Origin of the sequence: Flagellimonas yonaguniensis (assembly GCF_029193885.1) — a bacterium.
Lineage (GTDB): Bacteria > Bacteroidota > Bacteroidia > Flavobacteriales > Flavobacteriaceae > Flagellimonas > Flagellimonas yonaguniensis.
Genome location: NZ_JARFVB010000013.1, coordinates 1 through 16,981 on the forward strand (window position 1 = coordinate 1; position 16,981 = coordinate 16,981).

General features: G+C 40.9%; 13 protein-coding genes. 9 read left to right on the plus strand and 4 right to left on the minus strand.

The genetic code is table 11. From position 1 onward, the window contains the following. The 7 genes from PY092_RS15615 to PY092_RS15645 all read left to right on the plus strand — a co-directional run. Positions 1-1,430: T9SS type B sorting domain-containing protein (locus PY092_RS15615; RefSeq protein WP_275616743.1), on the plus strand; the 1,430-nt coding region annotated here is incomplete at its 5' end. Between the two features lie 14 nt (positions 1,431-1,444). Then, positions 1,445-2,395 carry a PorP/SprF family type IX secretion system membrane protein gene (locus PY092_RS15620; protein ID WP_275616744.1) on the plus strand — a complete coding sequence of 317 codons (951 nt, stop codon included), beginning with the start codon at positions 1,445-1,447 and terminating at the stop codon, positions 2,393-2,395. A gap of 10 nt (positions 2,396-2,405) precedes the next feature. Then, positions 2,406-3,413, plus strand: coding sequence for an alpha/beta hydrolase family protein (locus PY092_RS15625; RefSeq protein WP_275616745.1), 1,008 nt, complete (start codon positions 2,406-2,408; stop codon positions 3,411-3,413). A 209-nt stretch (positions 3,414-3,622) separates the two neighbouring features. Further along, positions 3,623-3,997 carry a hypothetical protein gene (locus PY092_RS15630; protein WP_275616746.1) on the plus strand — a complete coding sequence of 125 codons (375 nt, stop codon included), beginning with the start codon at positions 3,623-3,625 and terminating at the stop codon, positions 3,995-3,997. 210 nt (positions 3,998-4,207) lie between these two features. Next, on the plus strand, positions 4,208-4,882 hold the full coding sequence (locus PY092_RS15635) for a hypothetical protein (RefSeq protein WP_275616747.1): 675 nt from the start codon (positions 4,208-4,210) through the stop codon (positions 4,880-4,882). Positions 4,883-5,885: 1,003 nt separating this feature from the next. Beyond that, the gene (locus tag PY092_RS15640; protein ID WP_275616748.1) at positions 5,886-7,664 is read left to right on the plus strand and encodes a histidine kinase; all 1,779 of its coding nucleotides are present in this window, start codon (positions 5,886-5,888) and stop codon (positions 7,662-7,664) included. 10 nt (positions 7,665-7,674) lie between these two features. Then, positions 7,675-8,427: a LytR/AlgR family response regulator transcription factor gene (locus PY092_RS15645; RefSeq protein WP_275616749.1), complete on the plus strand. Its 753-nt coding sequence runs from the start codon at positions 7,675-7,677 to the stop codon at positions 8,425-8,427. A gap of 4 nt (positions 8,428-8,431) precedes the next feature. Here the strand turns inward: PY092_RS15645 and PY092_RS15650 are convergent, their stop codons facing one another. The 4 genes from PY092_RS15650 to PY092_RS15665 all read right to left on the minus strand — a co-directional run bounded on the left by PY092_RS15650 (position 8,432) and on the right by PY092_RS15665 (position 13,866). Then, the gene (locus PY092_RS15650) at positions 8,432-9,013 is read right to left on the minus strand and encodes a precorrin-2 dehydrogenase/sirohydrochlorin ferrochelatase family protein (RefSeq protein WP_275616750.1); all 582 of its coding nucleotides are present in this window, start codon (positions 9,011-9,013) and stop codon (positions 8,432-8,434) included. Positions 9,014-9,084: 71 nt separating this feature from the next. Further along, a complete protein-coding gene (locus PY092_RS15655) occupies positions 9,085-10,026 on the minus strand; it encodes a PorP/SprF family type IX secretion system membrane protein (RefSeq protein ID WP_275616751.1) in 942 nt (313 codons plus the stop codon). Positions 10,027-10,028: 2 nt separating this feature from the next. Further along, positions 10,029-13,223, minus strand: a complete 3,195-nt coding sequence (locus PY092_RS15660; RefSeq protein WP_275616752.1) for a T9SS type B sorting domain-containing protein — start codon at positions 13,221-13,223, stop codon at positions 10,029-10,031. Positions 13,224-13,593: 370 nt separating this feature from the next. After that, positions 13,594-13,866: an alpha/beta fold hydrolase gene (locus PY092_RS15665; RefSeq protein ID WP_275616753.1), complete on the minus strand. Its 273-nt coding sequence runs from the start codon at positions 13,864-13,866 to the stop codon at positions 13,594-13,596. 213 nt (positions 13,867-14,079) lie between these two features. Here PY092_RS15665 and PY092_RS15670 point away from each other — a divergent pair, with 213 nt between their 5' ends. Together PY092_RS15670 and PY092_RS15675 are read left to right on the plus strand one after the other, a co-directional pair. Then, entirely contained in the window at positions 14,080-14,388 is a 309-nt protein-coding gene (locus PY092_RS15670) for a hypothetical protein (protein ID WP_275616754.1), read from the plus strand. A gap of 286 nt (positions 14,389-14,674) precedes the next feature. Next, positions 14,675-16,963: a TonB-dependent receptor gene (locus tag PY092_RS15675; protein ID WP_275616755.1), complete on the plus strand. Its 2,289-nt coding sequence runs from the start codon at positions 14,675-14,677 to the stop codon at positions 16,961-16,963. Positions 16,964-16,981 lie beyond the last annotated feature (18 nt).

Here is a 16,981-nt window from a genome sequence, read left to right on the forward strand (position 1 = left end):
CAGACGTGGAGAACTCCTTCACCGTGACGATCAACAACACACCGTTGGCCGACGCGCCCACAGATGTCGAGAGCTGTGACTCGTACATCCTACCGGCACTTGCGAACGGCAACTATTTCGATGCGCCCAACGGGGGCGGCAATGCTCTCGCGGCAGGGGATGCCATAAACGCCACCACCACACTCTACGTCTTCAGCCCCGGCACAGGCTCGTGCCCAGACGTGGAGAACTCCTTCACCGTGACGATCAACAACACACCGTTGGCCGACGCGCCCACAGATGTCGAGAGCTGTGACTCGTACATCCTACCGGCACTTGCGAACGGCAACTATTTCACTGGAAGTGGTGGCATTGGCATACCTTTATTTGAAGGGGATGTAATCACAACATCTCAGATGATTTATGTCTTCAGTCCTGGACAAGGAAATTGTCCAAATGCAGAGGAGAGCTTCGATGTCACCATAACAGGATTTAGTGTTACTACCAATGTTCAGGATGAAACGTGTTGGGAAAGTGGTAACGGTTCTGTTTCCATAGAAGTTGGAGATGCTAATTTCCCTGTTACCGTTCAACTCAACAATATGGTACCCTTGGTTTTTAATACAGATTCATTCTCCATAGACGATTTATTACCTGGAAGTTATGAAATGAGCACAATTGATGACTCAGGCTGTGAAACCAATACAAGTTTCAATATTCAACCTGGTGGACCTAACCTTGGTGGCTCGGTGGATGTGATGTATTTGTGTGATGCCAACCTTCCATCTAACACCATTGCGGTTACCTTATCCGACCCATCTGTGAGCAATGATGTACTCTATGCGCTGGACTCTACTGACCCGAATGATTTCATCCTAAATCCTGATTTTGGAAATATAAGTCCCGGAGACCATAGCCTATTCATAATACACAACAATGGTTGCTTGGGAGAGATTCCATTTGAAGTCGAAAATTTTGAGCCATTAGAGCTATCGCTCACTAGTGAATATGTAAATCAAATCACTGCAAATGTTATTGGAGGTACCGCTCCTTACACCTATTATTTTGATGACAACAGTGGGACTGATTCCAACACTTTCACTATCAACAGAAGTGGGACCTTTACCGTAAGAGTTGTGGACAGTAATGGCTGTGAGGTTATCCAAGGTACGACCATGAATTTAATTGAAATAACAATCCCTGATTTCTTTACTCCAAATTTTGATGGACAAAATGATTTTTGGGGACCAAGAAACACTCAATTATTTCCAGATATCAAAACCTACATTTTTGATAGGTATGGAAGGAAAATTCAGATTTTGGGACCGAAGGATGCATGGGATGGAGAATACGAATCCAAACCAATGCCATCGGGAGACTACTGGTATATCGTGAAACTTAATGATGGGTCTGGACGTGAGTTCGTTGGGCACTTCACATTATATAGATAAAAGTTAATTGATCAATGAAGAGAATTGTAGCAATCTTAATCTGTATGAATCTATTCCTTGTGAAAGGACAGGAATTGACCGTACCCCAATTGTCACAATATTTATCCGACAACCCCTTTATAATGTCTCCATCCTTTGCTGGGATAGGAAATTATGTAAAGGTACGGATGAACGGGGTTACCCAATGGGTAGGCATTAAGGATGCTCCCGACACCCAATCGTTATCGGCAGATGTACGATTGGGGAATCGTTCGGGCATTGGAATGGTCATCTACAATGATTCCAATGGTGAAACAAAGCAGCGCGGGGGGAAGGTTTCCTTTGCGCACCATCTTACCATCAATAAATATGATGACCATTATTTCTCTTTTGCATTGTCCTTCAACCTCAATCAAATCAGGTTCGATATTGAAAACTTTGACCCTGACGCATACACTGATCCGTCGATTACAAACGATCGATCTTCAAGCAATCCGAATTTTGATGTAGGAACCCTATATCGTCGTGGTGGATTTTATCTGAGTGTAAACGCCGCCAATATTCTGAACAAGGAGTTCGAAAAGTTCAATCCAATTTTTGAACCCAATACCTTACGTAACTATTATGTGTATTCTGGATATAAATTCAGGAGGAGTAGAAGGGCTGATTTTGAAGTTGAACCTTCGGTTTTCTTCCAATATTTTGAAAGTGATAGAAGGTCCATAACGGATGTAAACACCAAATTCAAATGGTACGATTTTCAGGACTATTACTATGCTGGTGTCACATATAGGTTCTTAAACGACCAATTGGGATCACCACTTTATATAGCTCCCGTTATCGGGCTTAAAAAAGGGGATTTTTACTTTGGGTATTCTTATCAAGTAATCATGAATGAAATATTGGGCTACTCGAAGGGCACCCATGTTGTGACCTTGGGAATCGACCTATTTCAAGGAATTTCAAACTGTAGCTGTACCTACTAAAATCGATATTATGAAAATAACACCTAAATCTTTCTCGAAAATCAACCTACTACTTGCCATTATAGGCATTTGTTGCTCGTCTTGCAGCCAAGATGATGGCGTTCTTTCCGTATTGGAAAGCACAGAAGTTGTATTGCAAGAATCAACAATGGACACCATTGTATATGCTGTGGTGGATAACCATCAAATCCCTATTTACCTGTCAATTCCAGAAGGATGCAACAATAAAAACTTTCCTGCCGTGGTTGTGATGCATGGATCTGACGGTATGTGGGTCGACCATGACATTGCATCGGGAAAAATGTCTGGCCAGAACAATCAATGGCGAGAACTGTTCGATGCAAATTGCATTGTAGGGGCTTTTGTTGACAGCTATTCGGGCAGAGGAGTGTCCACCAGAACTGGAAAGTGGGCCACTGCCCCGGACAATTTTAAAATAAGTTCTCAATTCATCCGCCCTAAAGATGCCTATGCAGCCCTAGAGGTATTGAAAAAACTAAAATTCAATGATGGCAGCAATGTCATCAGGGCCAAGGATGTGGGTCTCTTGGGGTTTTCGGATGGTGCAAGTGCCGTGGCCTCTACTTTATATGATACGGACAATACCCCTGCCGATTGGGAATGGACACAAACCTTTGATGGAAAAGAATACGGCACCTCTTCTGGTATTTTGGCACCCCAGGCCAGACCTGAAAATGGGTTTGCCGGAGGTGTATTCTACTATGGAGGTTCGGGCGGCTACAATTATTGGGGAACCAGTCCCTGTGGCGACAATGCCTTGGATGGGAATATATTTGTCCCCTACGCTCCTATGCTATACCAAATCCCTTCTGAAGGATATCTATCGGAAAACACCCTTTGTTTGGTCGATATACTCCAACAAAAGGGAATGCCTGTGGAACTTAAACTTTATGAAGGTGTTGGACATGGGTTTGATTTTGATGGCAACAATCAAAGTTCCTTGGCCAGAATCAATGCATTACAATGGTTTGATGAAATATTGCATATGGAAGATTAAAGCCTTATTCCATATCAATATACAACCCAAACATAAAAAATCAACCTCCCTAGTTCAAGCGCTCCCTTGGATGAGGACAATACCCAGAATCTTAGTTATATAAGATTCAAATAACCCAAACTGGAGCGAAACCATCGACCTCGATAGTGAATTTTGAACCAAAAGCCCAGCAATGGGCCCAAATCAGAACACCTAAAACTTAATCGACGATGAAAGGAAAATTTTTAGAACAGTGGATTTTAGATCTCGTAAAATCTGAGTATGAATATGGAAAAATACCCAAGCACGCAAGTTACAAGCTACGGGAGCGAATGGACGATTTTATCGAAGTGACCATTGAATGGATGGATATGGACGATAATAATTGTAAAGTAGTATACCATGCTAGGGCCTATGGCAAGAGACAGGTCAATAGCAGTCTTGATATCGCCAAGGATCCAGTATTTGAACTAGAAAACTACTATACCTTGGAAATACACACTTATATAAACCATATAAAACGAAATTACAGTACTCGAAAAATCGCAAACTATGATGTAATGGGAGTAATCGGCCAATTGGACAAAAGCGATAAAAGCCTATAAAGAGAGTAATAGGCAACGGATTGTATAGCCAGCATAAATACTAGGCAAAGTTATCAATGCATTTCATCTGAAAAAACAAGCATTTAATCGATGTTTTTGTATCCGTCAATTGAGAAGGCCCATCCGTATATTGGTGGGTATATGGTCCAATTATTCTTTGTTACTTGGTATAAAATTAAAGTTCCCGATTGTTAATCAAAAAAGTCAATTATGCATTTGCTAACCATTATTTGGACATTGATTTGTGCAGCTGTCATAATCGGATATCCATTATATCTGTTAAACAAATCAGTTTCCTTATTAAAAGATCATCAAAAAAACTCAATTGCCAAGGAACCAAATACCGTGGAGTTGCTATCCTTTGATATTACAGAGCAATTACCAAGTTGGTCCTTTAGTTTGGATGTGCCCCAAATTACTGAACAAATACTACGCAAAAATCCTGTACTGTTTTACCTGGAAGCAGAAGATACATGTCTTAAACTCCCTTTAAATAATGCCGCGATGGGCTATAAGGCCAATGTCTATAAAAATGTGGGCAAAGTCTATGTGACTTTTAAATCCCTAAAAGACGGAGTATCCCATTTTTATGTTCCCAACTGGCACTTGAAAAAACTCAAAGTTCTTATCATAAGATCCAAAGATGAAAGAATTCATGGAAACCCAGGGGTTTCTCCAAGCAAATCGATTATTCATGAAAACTTGACAAATGCAGGAATCAACATCAATGATTACGAAGATGTCCTAGGGTATTTAAGCAATATAGCCTCCATTGATTTTAAAGGTCATTTCATCGCAAAAATACCTAAACGGAAAAAGGTCCATGGCGTGTCCACAAAACCATTAAAATCAATTAACAAAGAACAATTATATGCAACCACATAGTTAAAAAATCGAAACATCTTTTTAGTGTTCTCCTGTAGACGTAAAGTGGGATTCTCTTAAGCACAGAAATCCCATTTTACATTTTTAGAGTCAAATAAAATTTTCATATAAACCCAAAATGGCTATCCATAAATTCAAAACGGGCATTCGTCAGATCATGACATTTTTTTTTATGAAACCGAAGTAGATTTATGCCAGACACAAAATAAAATGGGCTGTACTCGAACTTAAATGTTCATGTCTTTGGTTCTGGCGATAAAGACAGTACGGCCCTAAACTCAAAAAGCAATCATTAAGCACAACTAATTTACTAACCATTAAAACTCACCATTAGTATTTTCTTCAGCTGAGAGCAAGTATGGGGTTATGCTGCACAACAGTTCAATAAGAAAAGAAAGTGGTGAGTTATTTTTCAGTGAATTTCTGTGCAATATTCACTTTTTTCATCAAATGAAGTGAATAACTATCTCTTTTTGAGACTGTTTTATTCTTCCCCCAAAAAATATACTTAACTTAATAGGTTAAATAATCCCTATTATCTAAAAGTTGCTGGTCATAACCAGTTCTTTTTTGAAAAGAAAAATAATGGTATGGACAGCTAGGTACATGAAGATACTGTCTTTAGAAAAGTAAAGTAGAACAAAAAAGTTCACATATAAATAAGCAATGTAATACCTTTTTTATGAATCAATCTTTAGTTTCACTTACCTCGTCTCTCAATACTGACAGATTCAGCAGTTATCCAATTGACATTCAAACATATAAAAATAATTTAATTCTTACAAATTTTGAAAGAAAAATGTATTGAGCCATTAACCGAAAATAGTTAGTCGCTAAATTTCTTACTTGCTGAATGACTCCAACGAATAGCAATACCATTTCAAAACAACCCAAGAACAATTCCATTGTTCGGTCTTTTGCTTGCCGTTTACCAATATATATTACCAGTGCTTATCAGAAAAATGTGCTGTTTTACTTTTGGGTAAACTGCATTTTTCTTTTTTTGTTCATAGCAACAACGGTTTCTGCCCAATCATCCAAAGTGGACCGAGCCACCAAAAAACTGGCTTATTCTTACCTGATGGCCGAAGACCCGAATCTTACGTTCGATGAAGTATTAGAGCTCAATGCATTTAAATCCGTTGAAAATCTTATCCTGGAAGCTGGCCCCACCTACTGGTTTCGAGTTGATTTTAAAAATGAATTGGACACGCTGCAAACTCTTGAGCCATGGCGTCTAAGAACAAATTATTTCAGTAAGGCCACTGTATATTACAAAAACGGCGAATCTATTCAACAGAAACCCATAGGACAAATCAATAAAAAAGAAGCAAATAATTCCTTGATTTATCTTGATGGAATTTTGTTTAACCCAGAGGATTTGATTTCAAAAAGATATTTGTACATAAAGGTCCAGATGTATTTTTCAAATCCCAATCCCATCCATTTTCAGTACATCTCCAATGCTTCGAACAGATTTTATACAGCATATTATACAAAAAAAGACCTCAAAAGATTAATCCCATCTTTTGGCTATTTCGGGGCTTGTTTTATTCTATTCTTATCCTTCATTGTGATTTTCATCAATATCAGAAATGTTGAATTCCTGTACTACCCTTTATATGTCCTCTTTTCGGCAATATACCTTACTGGATTGGACATTCCCGTATTAGAAAACTTCTTGGCAAGCAGAGCCGGCTTTTGGATAGGTCTTATTTCCCAAGTGCTGATCAATTTATTTTATGTACTCTTTGCAAAATATTATTTGAACACCAAGAACAAATACCCATTGCTCGACCTCATCATCAACATTGCCATAGGAACATTGGTCATACTTATCATCTCTCATTTCGCAGTCTACTTTTTGGACCTCTACAAATTGCAGGAAAACATTCTGGATATACAGAGAACACTTATGACGTTTTTTGGGCTTTTTTCAATGGTGTACTTACTTTTTAAAGCCAAGGACAAGCTCGCCTTGTTCATTGTTTTTGGGTCATTTGTCTATATGACCGGAGCACTTGGGTTTTGGTTCTCCCAAACCAAATATTACATGATGGTGGGATCTTTTTTGGAAATCCTGATTTTTTCTTTGGGGCTTGCCTATAAAATCAAACAGGAATACGAGGGGAAAGTAGCATTACAAAAAGAAGTCTCTTTAAAAGAGATCAGCGCTAAACGTGCACAAATAAACCCACATTTCTTTTTCAACTCCTTGGGTTCCATTCAACATTTGATCCTGAACGACAACAAAACCGCTGCCTTAAATTACTTGACCAAATTCGGCAAATTGGCACGTAACGTATTGGAAAGCTCCTATGAAACCACCGTAACGCTTACAGAGGAAATTGAATTGCTACGCTCCTATTTGGAGCTGGAATCATTACGTTTTGACAATGCTTTTTCCTATTCGATCGTTGTTGATAGTGAGATTGATTCAGATAGTATCGATATTCCCTTGATGTTAATCCAGCCATTTGCTGAAAATGCCATAATCCACGGCCTGATAGGCAAAAAAGAAGGGGAAAAACACTTGGAGATTCGCTTTTTAAAAGAAGAAAAATATTATGTTGTTGAAGTCGAGGACAATGGCATTGGAAGACGGCATACCGAGCCCGAGGTAAAAAAGAAAAAATCCAGAGGAATGGAAATAACCAAAAAGAGGCTAAAAATGCTCGACACCTCTGATAAACACAAGAACACCATAGAAATCATAGACAAATACGATTCCCACAGCCAGCCTAGTGGAACCAAAGTAACAATACGATTATATAACCCCTAAAAACAGCCCAATGATTTTAAAAGCAGTAATAATCGAAGATGAAAAACACAGCAGGGAAACCCTTAAATCCATGTTGGAAGAATTCTGTAAAGATGTTGAAGTAATCGCAATGGCAGGTACCGTTGATGAAGCGGTCAAAGTCCTTTCCATCTATAGCCCCGATATCGTGTTTCTGGATATCGAGTTGCAAACCGGAACGGGATTCGATGTGCTCCAACAAATCAAGGATCCCAATTTTGAGGTCATTTTTACCACTGCGTTCGAAAAATATGCCATCAAGGCCATAAAATTCAGTTCACTCGACTATTTATTGAAACCCATTGATCTTGACGAACTCCAAAAAGCAGTGGACAAAGCAAGAACCCAACTTGATACGAACGTGTATCGCGAACAATTGGACACCTTGATGCAAAGCATCTCCAGAGGGAGCATGAGACCCGAGAAAATATGCTTGGCCACAACATCTGGTATGGAATTCATTGCCATACAGGACATTATTGTGTGCAAAGCAGATGGATCTTACACCAGTTTCCTTTTGGAAGACAACGAAACACTCTTGGTAAGCAAACACCTAAAAGAATATGAGAATTTGCTCGCGGAACACCAGTTCATGAGGGTGCACAACAGTTATGTCGTCAACCTGAAAAAAGTGAAGAAGTATGTGAAATCCGATGGTGGACACCTTATAATGAGCAATGATCTACAAGTGAACATTTCACCGAGAAAAAAAGATGATCTGATCGAAGCAATGAAACGATTATAAAAAATCAATCTTTCCTGTTTACCAAACCTTTAGTGAACTCGTTCAAGGCCTCTACTTTTTGTTCAAAGTCCCCTTTTAAGGTCTTACGGTATTCATTGAGGTTATTTACAAGGTCGTCTATGTTTTCAGGGAGGACATCTTCAAAAAACTGACGGAGTCGCTTGGCAGTGGTCGGCGATTTTCCATTGGTGGAAATAGCTACCTTTACATTGCCCTTCGTCACTATTCCTCCCATGTAAAAATCACAGAACGGCGGGTTGTCCGCCACATTTACCAGTGTGCTCCGCTCTCTACAATCATGGTACACTTGTTCATTTACCTCAGGATTATCCGTGCAGGCCACGACCATGTGTTTTCCTTCCAAAAACTTTTCGGCATATACATCCTTGGTAATATCCACATGGTGTTTTTCGGCCAATTCCAAAGTATCTGATAAAAACTCGGGAGCCACCATTTGTACTTGGGCATTAGGACTGGATTTCAACAAAAACGTCAATTTTTCCAAGCCAACGTTCCCCCCGCCAACAATAAGCACATTCAAGTTGGAAACCTTTAAAAAAACGGGATACAGCTCATTCCTCTCCATAGCGAATCAATTTTAGCAGCATATTGCAAAGCTAAAGATACAGACTATTTTCGGCTGAAAAATGGTACGCTTTAAAATGTAGGAACCTCTCTTTGCTTTTTTAGCGATTTGAACTCGTAGCGAACAAACAGCTCGTGCGAACCTCCTGTGTAACTTGCTAGGTTGGATGTGGTCAAATCATACGCATATCCAGCACTGAAATTTGGATTGATCTGCATTCCAAACAAGGTTGAAAATGAATCGTCCCATCGGTAAGCCAAACCAAAGGTAAATGTTTCCTTGAGCAATGCATTCATTGAGAAATCCGCGATGATTGGTGCACCAGGCACCCACTTCACAAAGAAAGCGGGCTTCAATTTTACATCCGGGGTCAAATCCACCACCTTTCCACCGATAAAGTAATAGTGCAAACGCTCCGCGGCTATTTCCTGTTCCTCGCCATCATAATGCTTTTGCGAAAAAAAATTGGGTATGGCAAAGCCCAAATACCCCTTCTTGGTATCATAATACAATCCTGCTCCAATGGTTGGAAAGAACTTACTTTTTATATTGTTTTGAAAAGCTACATCTTCATCCTCGGTAAGTCCTTTGGAGAAATCCACATCAAATAGGCGACCGCCCAGTTTCATACCAAAAGAGAGCTTGCTGTTGGCACTATCCAACTGAATGGTATAGGAAACATTTCCATCCACCGATATTTCGGAAGAAGGCCCCAAGGCATCTCGAGAGATAATCCCGCCTATACCCAGTTTGTTTTCCAAAGGAGAATCCACCGCCAATACTTGCGTATTGGGTGCACCATTTACCCCAACCCATTGTGAACGGTGAAGCAACAGAGCTGTCAAATGACCGTTGGAACCTGCATAAGCAGGGTTAACGCTCATCGTATTGTACATATACTGTGTGAATTGGGGGTCCTGCTGCGCATATATGGAAATTGAGCACAGGGCAAGCAGCGACCAACATAGTTGCTTACACCCTTTTGTTCTATATTTTGATGATACAATCCCCATTTTTACCTGTTTAAATACAACCAGTCCGTTCGCGGTTCCGAGCCATCGCCCAAATCCAATACATAATAATACGTTCCAACGGGTAGTTGGTCTTCGGGTTGAACCATGGCACGTCCATTGGGCGTGCCGTCCCAATCATTTTTATAGGATTTTGTCTGGAACACAATATTTCCCCATCGGTTGTATACCTGAAGGGTATTGCCCGGATAACGCGAAATACAATCTATCTTGAAATAATCATTGACACCGTCACCATTGGGAGAAAATTCATTGTAAACCACCAAACAACTTGGTTCCACAGAAGCCTCGGCTGCATTGTTGTTTTCATTGGTATCCCATTGATCCACATAGGCCAAGTCAACTCTGTTCATGTAATCCTGTATATCCACAACCTCAACGGCAAGCAATAATGTGGCTGTTTCTGAAATGGGCAAGGACTCAATTTCCCAAAAAGAAGCTTCGGAATCGAACGTTCCTATGGTAGTCTCCGAACTGATAAATTGATAACCCAAAGGCAATTCTTCCTGTATGCCCATATTGGTCGCTTCATCCATACCCTGATTGGTCACTTGAATAGTAAAAATGACCTCATCCCCTATATTGGGCATGGCATTGTCCACACTTTTTGTGATGGCAATATCCGTGGTTTGAGGCACTACAACAGCAGTTGCCTCGTCGTCATCTTCAATACCGTCAGCAAAATCATCCATACCGATCCCTGCTGATGGATCACTATCTGGATCGGCATACAAACTAGCTGAAACAAAAGCCCCGTTCAAATACTCGTCTTCGGTACCGGTCGGTGCATTGACCACGGCCAAAATTTCCAAGTTCTCCGTGTCTTGGTTCAAAATTGTCCTATTGATTGTCCAAAGTCCGGTATTGGCATCATAACTACCCGCAGTTGCAGCATGGGATTCATAGGTATATCCAGAAGGCAACATATCGGTCACCTCCACATTTCTTGCGTCGGAAGGACCACTGTTGGTAATACTGACCACAAAACGAACCACATCTCCCACATTCGGATTCTGATTATCCACAGTTTTGGACAAAGAAAGATCGTTCAATCCCTCTGGAACGGGAATCACGGTAGCCTGATCATCCTCGGAGCCCAGATTATTGTTTGGTGTGGAATCAGGATCGTACGTATCCAAAGCAATCAATTCGGCCGTATTCTTATACTCGCCGCTCGAAAGGACCATCGCCCTGATTTCCAAAGTTTCAGTTGAACCATCGGCAACAGTGGGCAAATCCCAAGAACCCACAATTTCATCATACATACCTGATGATGTTGTGGCGGAAATAAATTGATAACCATTTTCCAACTCATCCTCAATAATCAATCCTGAAGCATCATTGGGACCTTCATTGGCCACTTGAACAGTAAAAACAACTTCATCCCCCACTTCGGGATTCATATCATTGACCGTTTTGGATACCGAAATATCGGTTACGTGTCTAGGTGTGACGGCTTGTTCGTCTTGATCATCTTCTGATTGCATGTTGTTGTTTGGGGTGGAATCCACATCAAAAAAGGTTGCATCCACCACTTCTGCACCAAAAGTGTAATCCCCTATCGGATTCACTTCTGCAACGATATTCAATTCCCTTTGCGACTCCAAGGCAACAACACCTACATCCCAAATTCCATTCGATGGATTGAAAAGCCCTCCTGAATCATCTGAAACATAGGTAAAACCATCGGGCAATATATTCTCGACTTCTATCCCTATGGCATCACTTGGCCCTTCATTTAATAAAGTGACGGTAAAAACCACTTGGGTTCCAACATCGGGGTTCTCATTATCCACACTCACGTCCAAATTCAAATCAGCAGAGGGTATGGGTGTGGTTCCGGCGTTGTCCTGATCGTTTTCAAAAATATTGTTGTTGTTCGGTATCGAATTGGGATCATATTGATCAGAGGCAAACACTTCGGCAACATTAAAATAATTGCCTGTATTGTTTACCTTGGCCACTATGGTAAGGGTTTCTGTGCTCGCATCTGCCATATCGCCATTGAGCACCCACATTCCTGAAGCAGCATTGTAAATACCTGCCGTGGCACCGTGGGAAACATAGGTATAACCATCGGGCAATACATCATATATTTCCACACCTGAAGCTTCACTTGGCCCTAGATTGGTGATATTCAAGGTAAAAATCACTTCTTGACCCACATAAGGGCTCAACACATTCACGGATTTACGTAAAAGAAGATCGGCAACTGGAATTGGAATGGGTTCAATGGTTTGTTGGTCGTCTTCGGATTCATTGTTGTTGTTGGGGGTCGAATCCACATCTTCTTCGCCAACATTGGTCAATTCCGCAGTATTGCTGTAATTTCCTGTTGATAAAACTTGCACGGTCACCTTCAAAGTTTCCGAATTACCATTGGTTAGACTCCCCACTACCCATGATCCATTGGCAGCATTGTATGTTCCTGTTGATGGGACTCCATTGATCAATGCGTATCCTGATGGCAAGACATCGGTAATCACAATGTTGGTCGCGTCACTTGGCCCATCATTTTGAACCGTTATGGTAAAAACCACCTCCTCTCCCACTTCTGGAATCAGTTCGTCCACCGTTTTGGTCACGGAAACATCCACCAAGGGCTCGGGCATAATGGAAACACTATCTTGATCGTCTTCCCCTGGAACATTGTTGTTCGGAGTGGAATCAATGTCCATTTGATCATGACCGGTTATTTCCGCAACATTATCGTAATTGCCTGAAGCATTCACCTTAGCTAGAATTTCAAGACTTATGGAGTTTCCGCTGGCCAATGAGCCGACATTCCATATTCCTGTAAGTTCGTTATAATCACCACCACCATTATCCGTTACATAGCTATAACCCGAAGGCAAAAGATCCGTTACTTCCACACCAGTGGCATCACTCGGGCCATCATTGGTAATAGTAAGATTAAACCTCACATTGTCACTTACCAATGGCGGGGATTTATCGATTTCCTTTGTCAAGGACAAATCAATCCCCTCGATCGAAATCTCAACAACATCTGAAGCTGTATCACAAGTGGCATCGGAAACAGTCCATTCGAAAATGTAGGTTCCGTAGGTAACATTGGACACTTCCGTATTAGGATCGGTGTCATCATCAAAAAACGCCAAATTGGGGCCTGATAGTTGGGTCCATTTCCCTGTACCTACCAATGGTATGTCTGCGTTCAAAAAAAAAGGCGAAGGTTGCGATAGTATTTGGTCCGAACCTGCTTCAACCAAACAATCTTGCGGGTATATCACTTGAAATGAAGCGAACACAAAAGAAACCATCAATAAAAAACACCTAGAAAAAGGGTTGGATTGGGGTTTGTTCATAGTTTAGTTGATGAGGTTATTCTTACAAAGTAAGACGTACTCAAACATATCAAGAACATGGTGGAAATGATAAGTTATGTTGTATGGGAAGATGCTTTTGTTGTGAAATAGCCAATACCTGATGAAAAACAACTTTATACGCTTCAAGGCTATAAAAACAAAAAGGCCAGCAGCAAAAGCCGCCAACCTATTGTTTGCCAAAAACCTTAGAATCAATCATTACCTACCAACCTTTTTTGATAACGATGCTATTGGTTTCTGGCATGGATAGCTCCACAATCCTGTCGGATAAGCCTGTTCCCCGTTTATCAAAAAGAATCACGCGTGCCATTTTTCCCAATACGGTCAAGAACTCGACCAATTCGGGATTGGACCACATTAAATCAATATTGGAAACCCATCCTGGAATATAAACAAGGTCTACAGGACCTGACCCGTATACTTGATAAGCAATGTTAATACGACCACTCTTGGTATATTGTGTTGCTGGCTTCATGGATAATTGAGGTTCTTGTTTGCAATCTAGAGCTGTTTTTCACAAAAACAGTTGTACCATATACGACAAAACAATACAAATCGATGTCATTAAAATGGTTTTGGGGAAGAAACATTACAAAATTAGGGCATTCAAATTACAAAATCTTAAAATTTGCCAGTAATCAGGGAATTCTGCTTGCAAGACAATGTTTTTTAATAAATTTGTAACTTGATGAAACAGAGTCATTTTTTAAATAGTCTAACCTATGCTTTTCTTGCCCTTTTCTTGGCAACAAAGCTTATTGGGCTTCACGTACTTACTCATCATGATGATTCGGAAAGTTATTTAGACGATTGTGCCATATGTCACAACATTGCGTCCGATACGCATGCCCCTGGTATTTTATCGGATGACTTCGAAGCCATTTCTGAACGGATTGAAATAGCTTTTCAAAAGGAAATTGATTCTGAATACAGTTTTGTGGCTTTAGGAATGCTGAACACAAGCTTCCTCTTTTCAAGACCTCCACCCAATATTTAATATCCCATTGTTTTTTTTGGAAAGTACTCTTGTCTATATGTCAAGAATACCTCGTTCCAGTTGCTTTAGTATTTGTTCCCTCCTTTAAAACAGAAACAAAGAGGGTTCCCAGATTTAACATACTTCCGCACACAAAAAGAAATGGGTCCTAACCGTAACGCTTCACTGATAGGAAGCTATTCGAAAATCCCACAGTATTAAAATGATTAAAAAATTGTTAGCCGCATGGCTGTTTACCAGTCTCTGCCTCCAAGTAGCTGCACAAGAACAACATACAATAAAAGGTATGATAGTAGATGCTAACACTTCAGAACCTATTTCTGGAGTCAACATCATAGGAAAGGATTTATATGCCATTTCTGCGGATAATGGCGAGTTCGTCATCAAAAATGTTCCTGCAGGCAAATACCGATTTGAAATTACCCATATCGGGTATGCCCATGAACATTTTACGGTAGAAATCGAAGATAATGATGTTGAAGGCCTAACCGTCCGGTTAAAAGAGTCCATTACCAATTTGGACGGAGTGGAGCTACTCGGAAAAACAGAAAAACGGAAAGCCCAAGAACTCTCCACCATTTCCGTAGGGGTGGATGAAGATTTCTTGAAACAGAATCGTGAAAATAGTTTAATGCAAACCCTGAAGAAGATTCCCGGGGTAAGTACCATTACGATTGGCTCGGGTCAATCCAAACCTGTCATTCGCGGCTTGGGATTCAATAGGGTCAGTGTTGTACAAAACGGCATTAAGCATGAAGCACAGCAATGGGGCAACGATCACGGTCTTGAAATTGATCAGTATGGAATAGAAAGCATTCAAATCATCAAAGGTCCGGCTTCACTTGTCTACGGCTCGGATGCCATTGCGGGGGTAGTGGATATCCAACCCTCCAAAATTCCATTGCCAAATTCGTTCAGTGGGGAAGTAAATTTGCTGGGGGAGACCAACAACGACCTCTTCGGGATATCCACAGGAGTTCAGGGACGCAAACAGCATTGGTTCTACAAGGGGCGTTTAACCTATAGGGACTACGCTGATTATAAAGTCCCCACGGACCGGATCAACTACGAGAACTACATTTTTGAACTTCACGAAAACAATCTTCGAAACACGGCTGGGGAAGAAATCAATGCAAGCTTTAGTTTGGGGTTTGTTTCCGATCATGTTAAATCGGAAACCTTCTTTAGCAACGTAAACGCCAAAAATGGCTTTTTTGCCAATGCCCATGGGTTGGAAGTTAGATCTTCGAGTATTGATTATGATACTTCCAACAGGGATGTGGACCTTCCCTTTCATAGGGTAAACCACTTCAAGATCACCAATAATACTTCATTCTATTTGGGCCAGCACACTTTTGAACTGGATTTGGGCTATCAAAACAACCAACGTGATGAAAATTCAGAACCCGTACCCCACGGATACATGCCCACACCTCCCAACAGCAGGGAACGGATTTTCACAAAAAACACCTACTCCCTAAACCTAAAGGACACATACAGTCCCAACGATGGGCACGATTTGGTCTTTGGAATAAACACAGAACTACAGAACAACAATATCGGGGGGTGGGGATTTTTAATCCCAGCTTACAATAGGTACTCCGCAGGGGTTTTTATTTATGACCATTTCAAGTTGAATGATGACCTTCATCTTCAAGGAGGGCTACGATACGATGCGGGCCTCATGGAAACCAAAGCACACTTTGATTGGTTCCAAACACCAATAAACAATCCTGATGGCTCCACCTCATACGTGTATTTACAACGTTCCCAGGACAAAAGTCTTGAATTTGGGAACTTGAGCGGTTCCATTGGGCTGAGTTACATCCATCAAAACACCACATATAAAATAAACCTTGGCAAGAGCTTTAGGATGCCCTTGGCCAACGAGTTGGCTTCTGATGGGGTAAACTATCACATGTACCGATACGAAAGAGGAAATATTGACTTGGACCCAGAACAATCCTACCAATTGGACGTGGACATTGACCATTCCACAGCAAAATTCAATGTCGGCATCAGTCCCTTTGTGAATTTCTTTGAGAATTTCATTTATCTGAACCCAACCTCCAACTATTACGAGACGCTTCAAATTTATGAATTTACCCAGAATAAGGTACTCCGCTATGGTGGCGAGGCACATGCAGGGGTAAATGTAACCCCCGAACTACGATTGGACGCTTCTGCTGAGTATGTGTATTCCCTACAAACCTCAGGACCCAAAAAGGATTTTACCATTCCCTTTTCGCCACCGCTTTCAGGGCTGTTCTCGGCAAGTTATCAGTTCAAGGACATCGCATTTATACAATCACCTCGGATTACGGCTGATTTTAGGGTAACAGCGGCGCAAAATGATATCGTACCTCCCGAAGAGGTCACCGAAGGTTACCAAATGCTCAATCTATCGGCCAATGCAGCCATACGATTATTCGAAAATTCAGAACCCACCCAGTTTCGCATCAAGCTAAACAACGTATTCAATACCGAATACTACGATCATACCAGTTTTTATAGGCTTATCGATGTTCCTGAACCTGGCAGGAACCTATCCATATCGATAACAATACCATTTTAATTAATTCAAATGAAGTTT

Bases quoted from the DNA above. Each gene is read 5' to 3' on its own strand.
- PY092_RS15630 (WP_275616746.1), top strand. From the start codon at position 3,623: ATGAAAGGAAAATTTTTAGAACAGTGGATTTTAGATCTCGTAAAATCT.
- PY092_RS15670 (WP_275616754.1), top strand. From the start codon at position 14,080: ATGAAACAGAGTCATTTTTTAAATAGTCTAACCTATGCTTTTCTTGCC.
- PY092_RS15675 (WP_275616755.1), top strand. From the start codon at position 14,675: ATGATAGTAGATGCTAACACTTCAGAACCTATTTCTGGAGTCAACATC.
- PY092_RS15620 (WP_275616744.1), top strand. From the start codon at position 1,445: ATGAAGAGAATTGTAGCAATCTTAATCTGTATGAATCTATTCCTTGTG.
- PY092_RS15655 (WP_275616751.1), bottom strand. From the start codon at position 10,026: ATGGGGATTGTATCATCAAAATATAGAACAAAAGGGTGTAAGCAACTA.
- PY092_RS15635 (WP_275616747.1), top strand. From the start codon at position 4,208: ATGCATTTGCTAACCATTATTTGGACATTGATTTGTGCAGCTGTCATA.
- PY092_RS15645 (WP_275616749.1), top strand. From the start codon at position 7,675: ATGATTTTAAAAGCAGTAATAATCGAAGATGAAAAACACAGCAGGGAA.
- PY092_RS15650 (WP_275616750.1), bottom strand. From the start codon at position 9,013: ATGGAGAGGAATGAGCTGTATCCCGTTTTTTTAAAGGTTTCCAACTTG.
- PY092_RS15665 (WP_275616753.1), bottom strand. From the start codon at position 13,866: ATGAAGCCAGCAACACAATATACCAAGAGTGGTCGTATTAACATTGCT.
- PY092_RS15625 (WP_275616745.1), top strand. From the start codon at position 2,406: ATGAAAATAACACCTAAATCTTTCTCGAAAATCAACCTACTACTTGCC.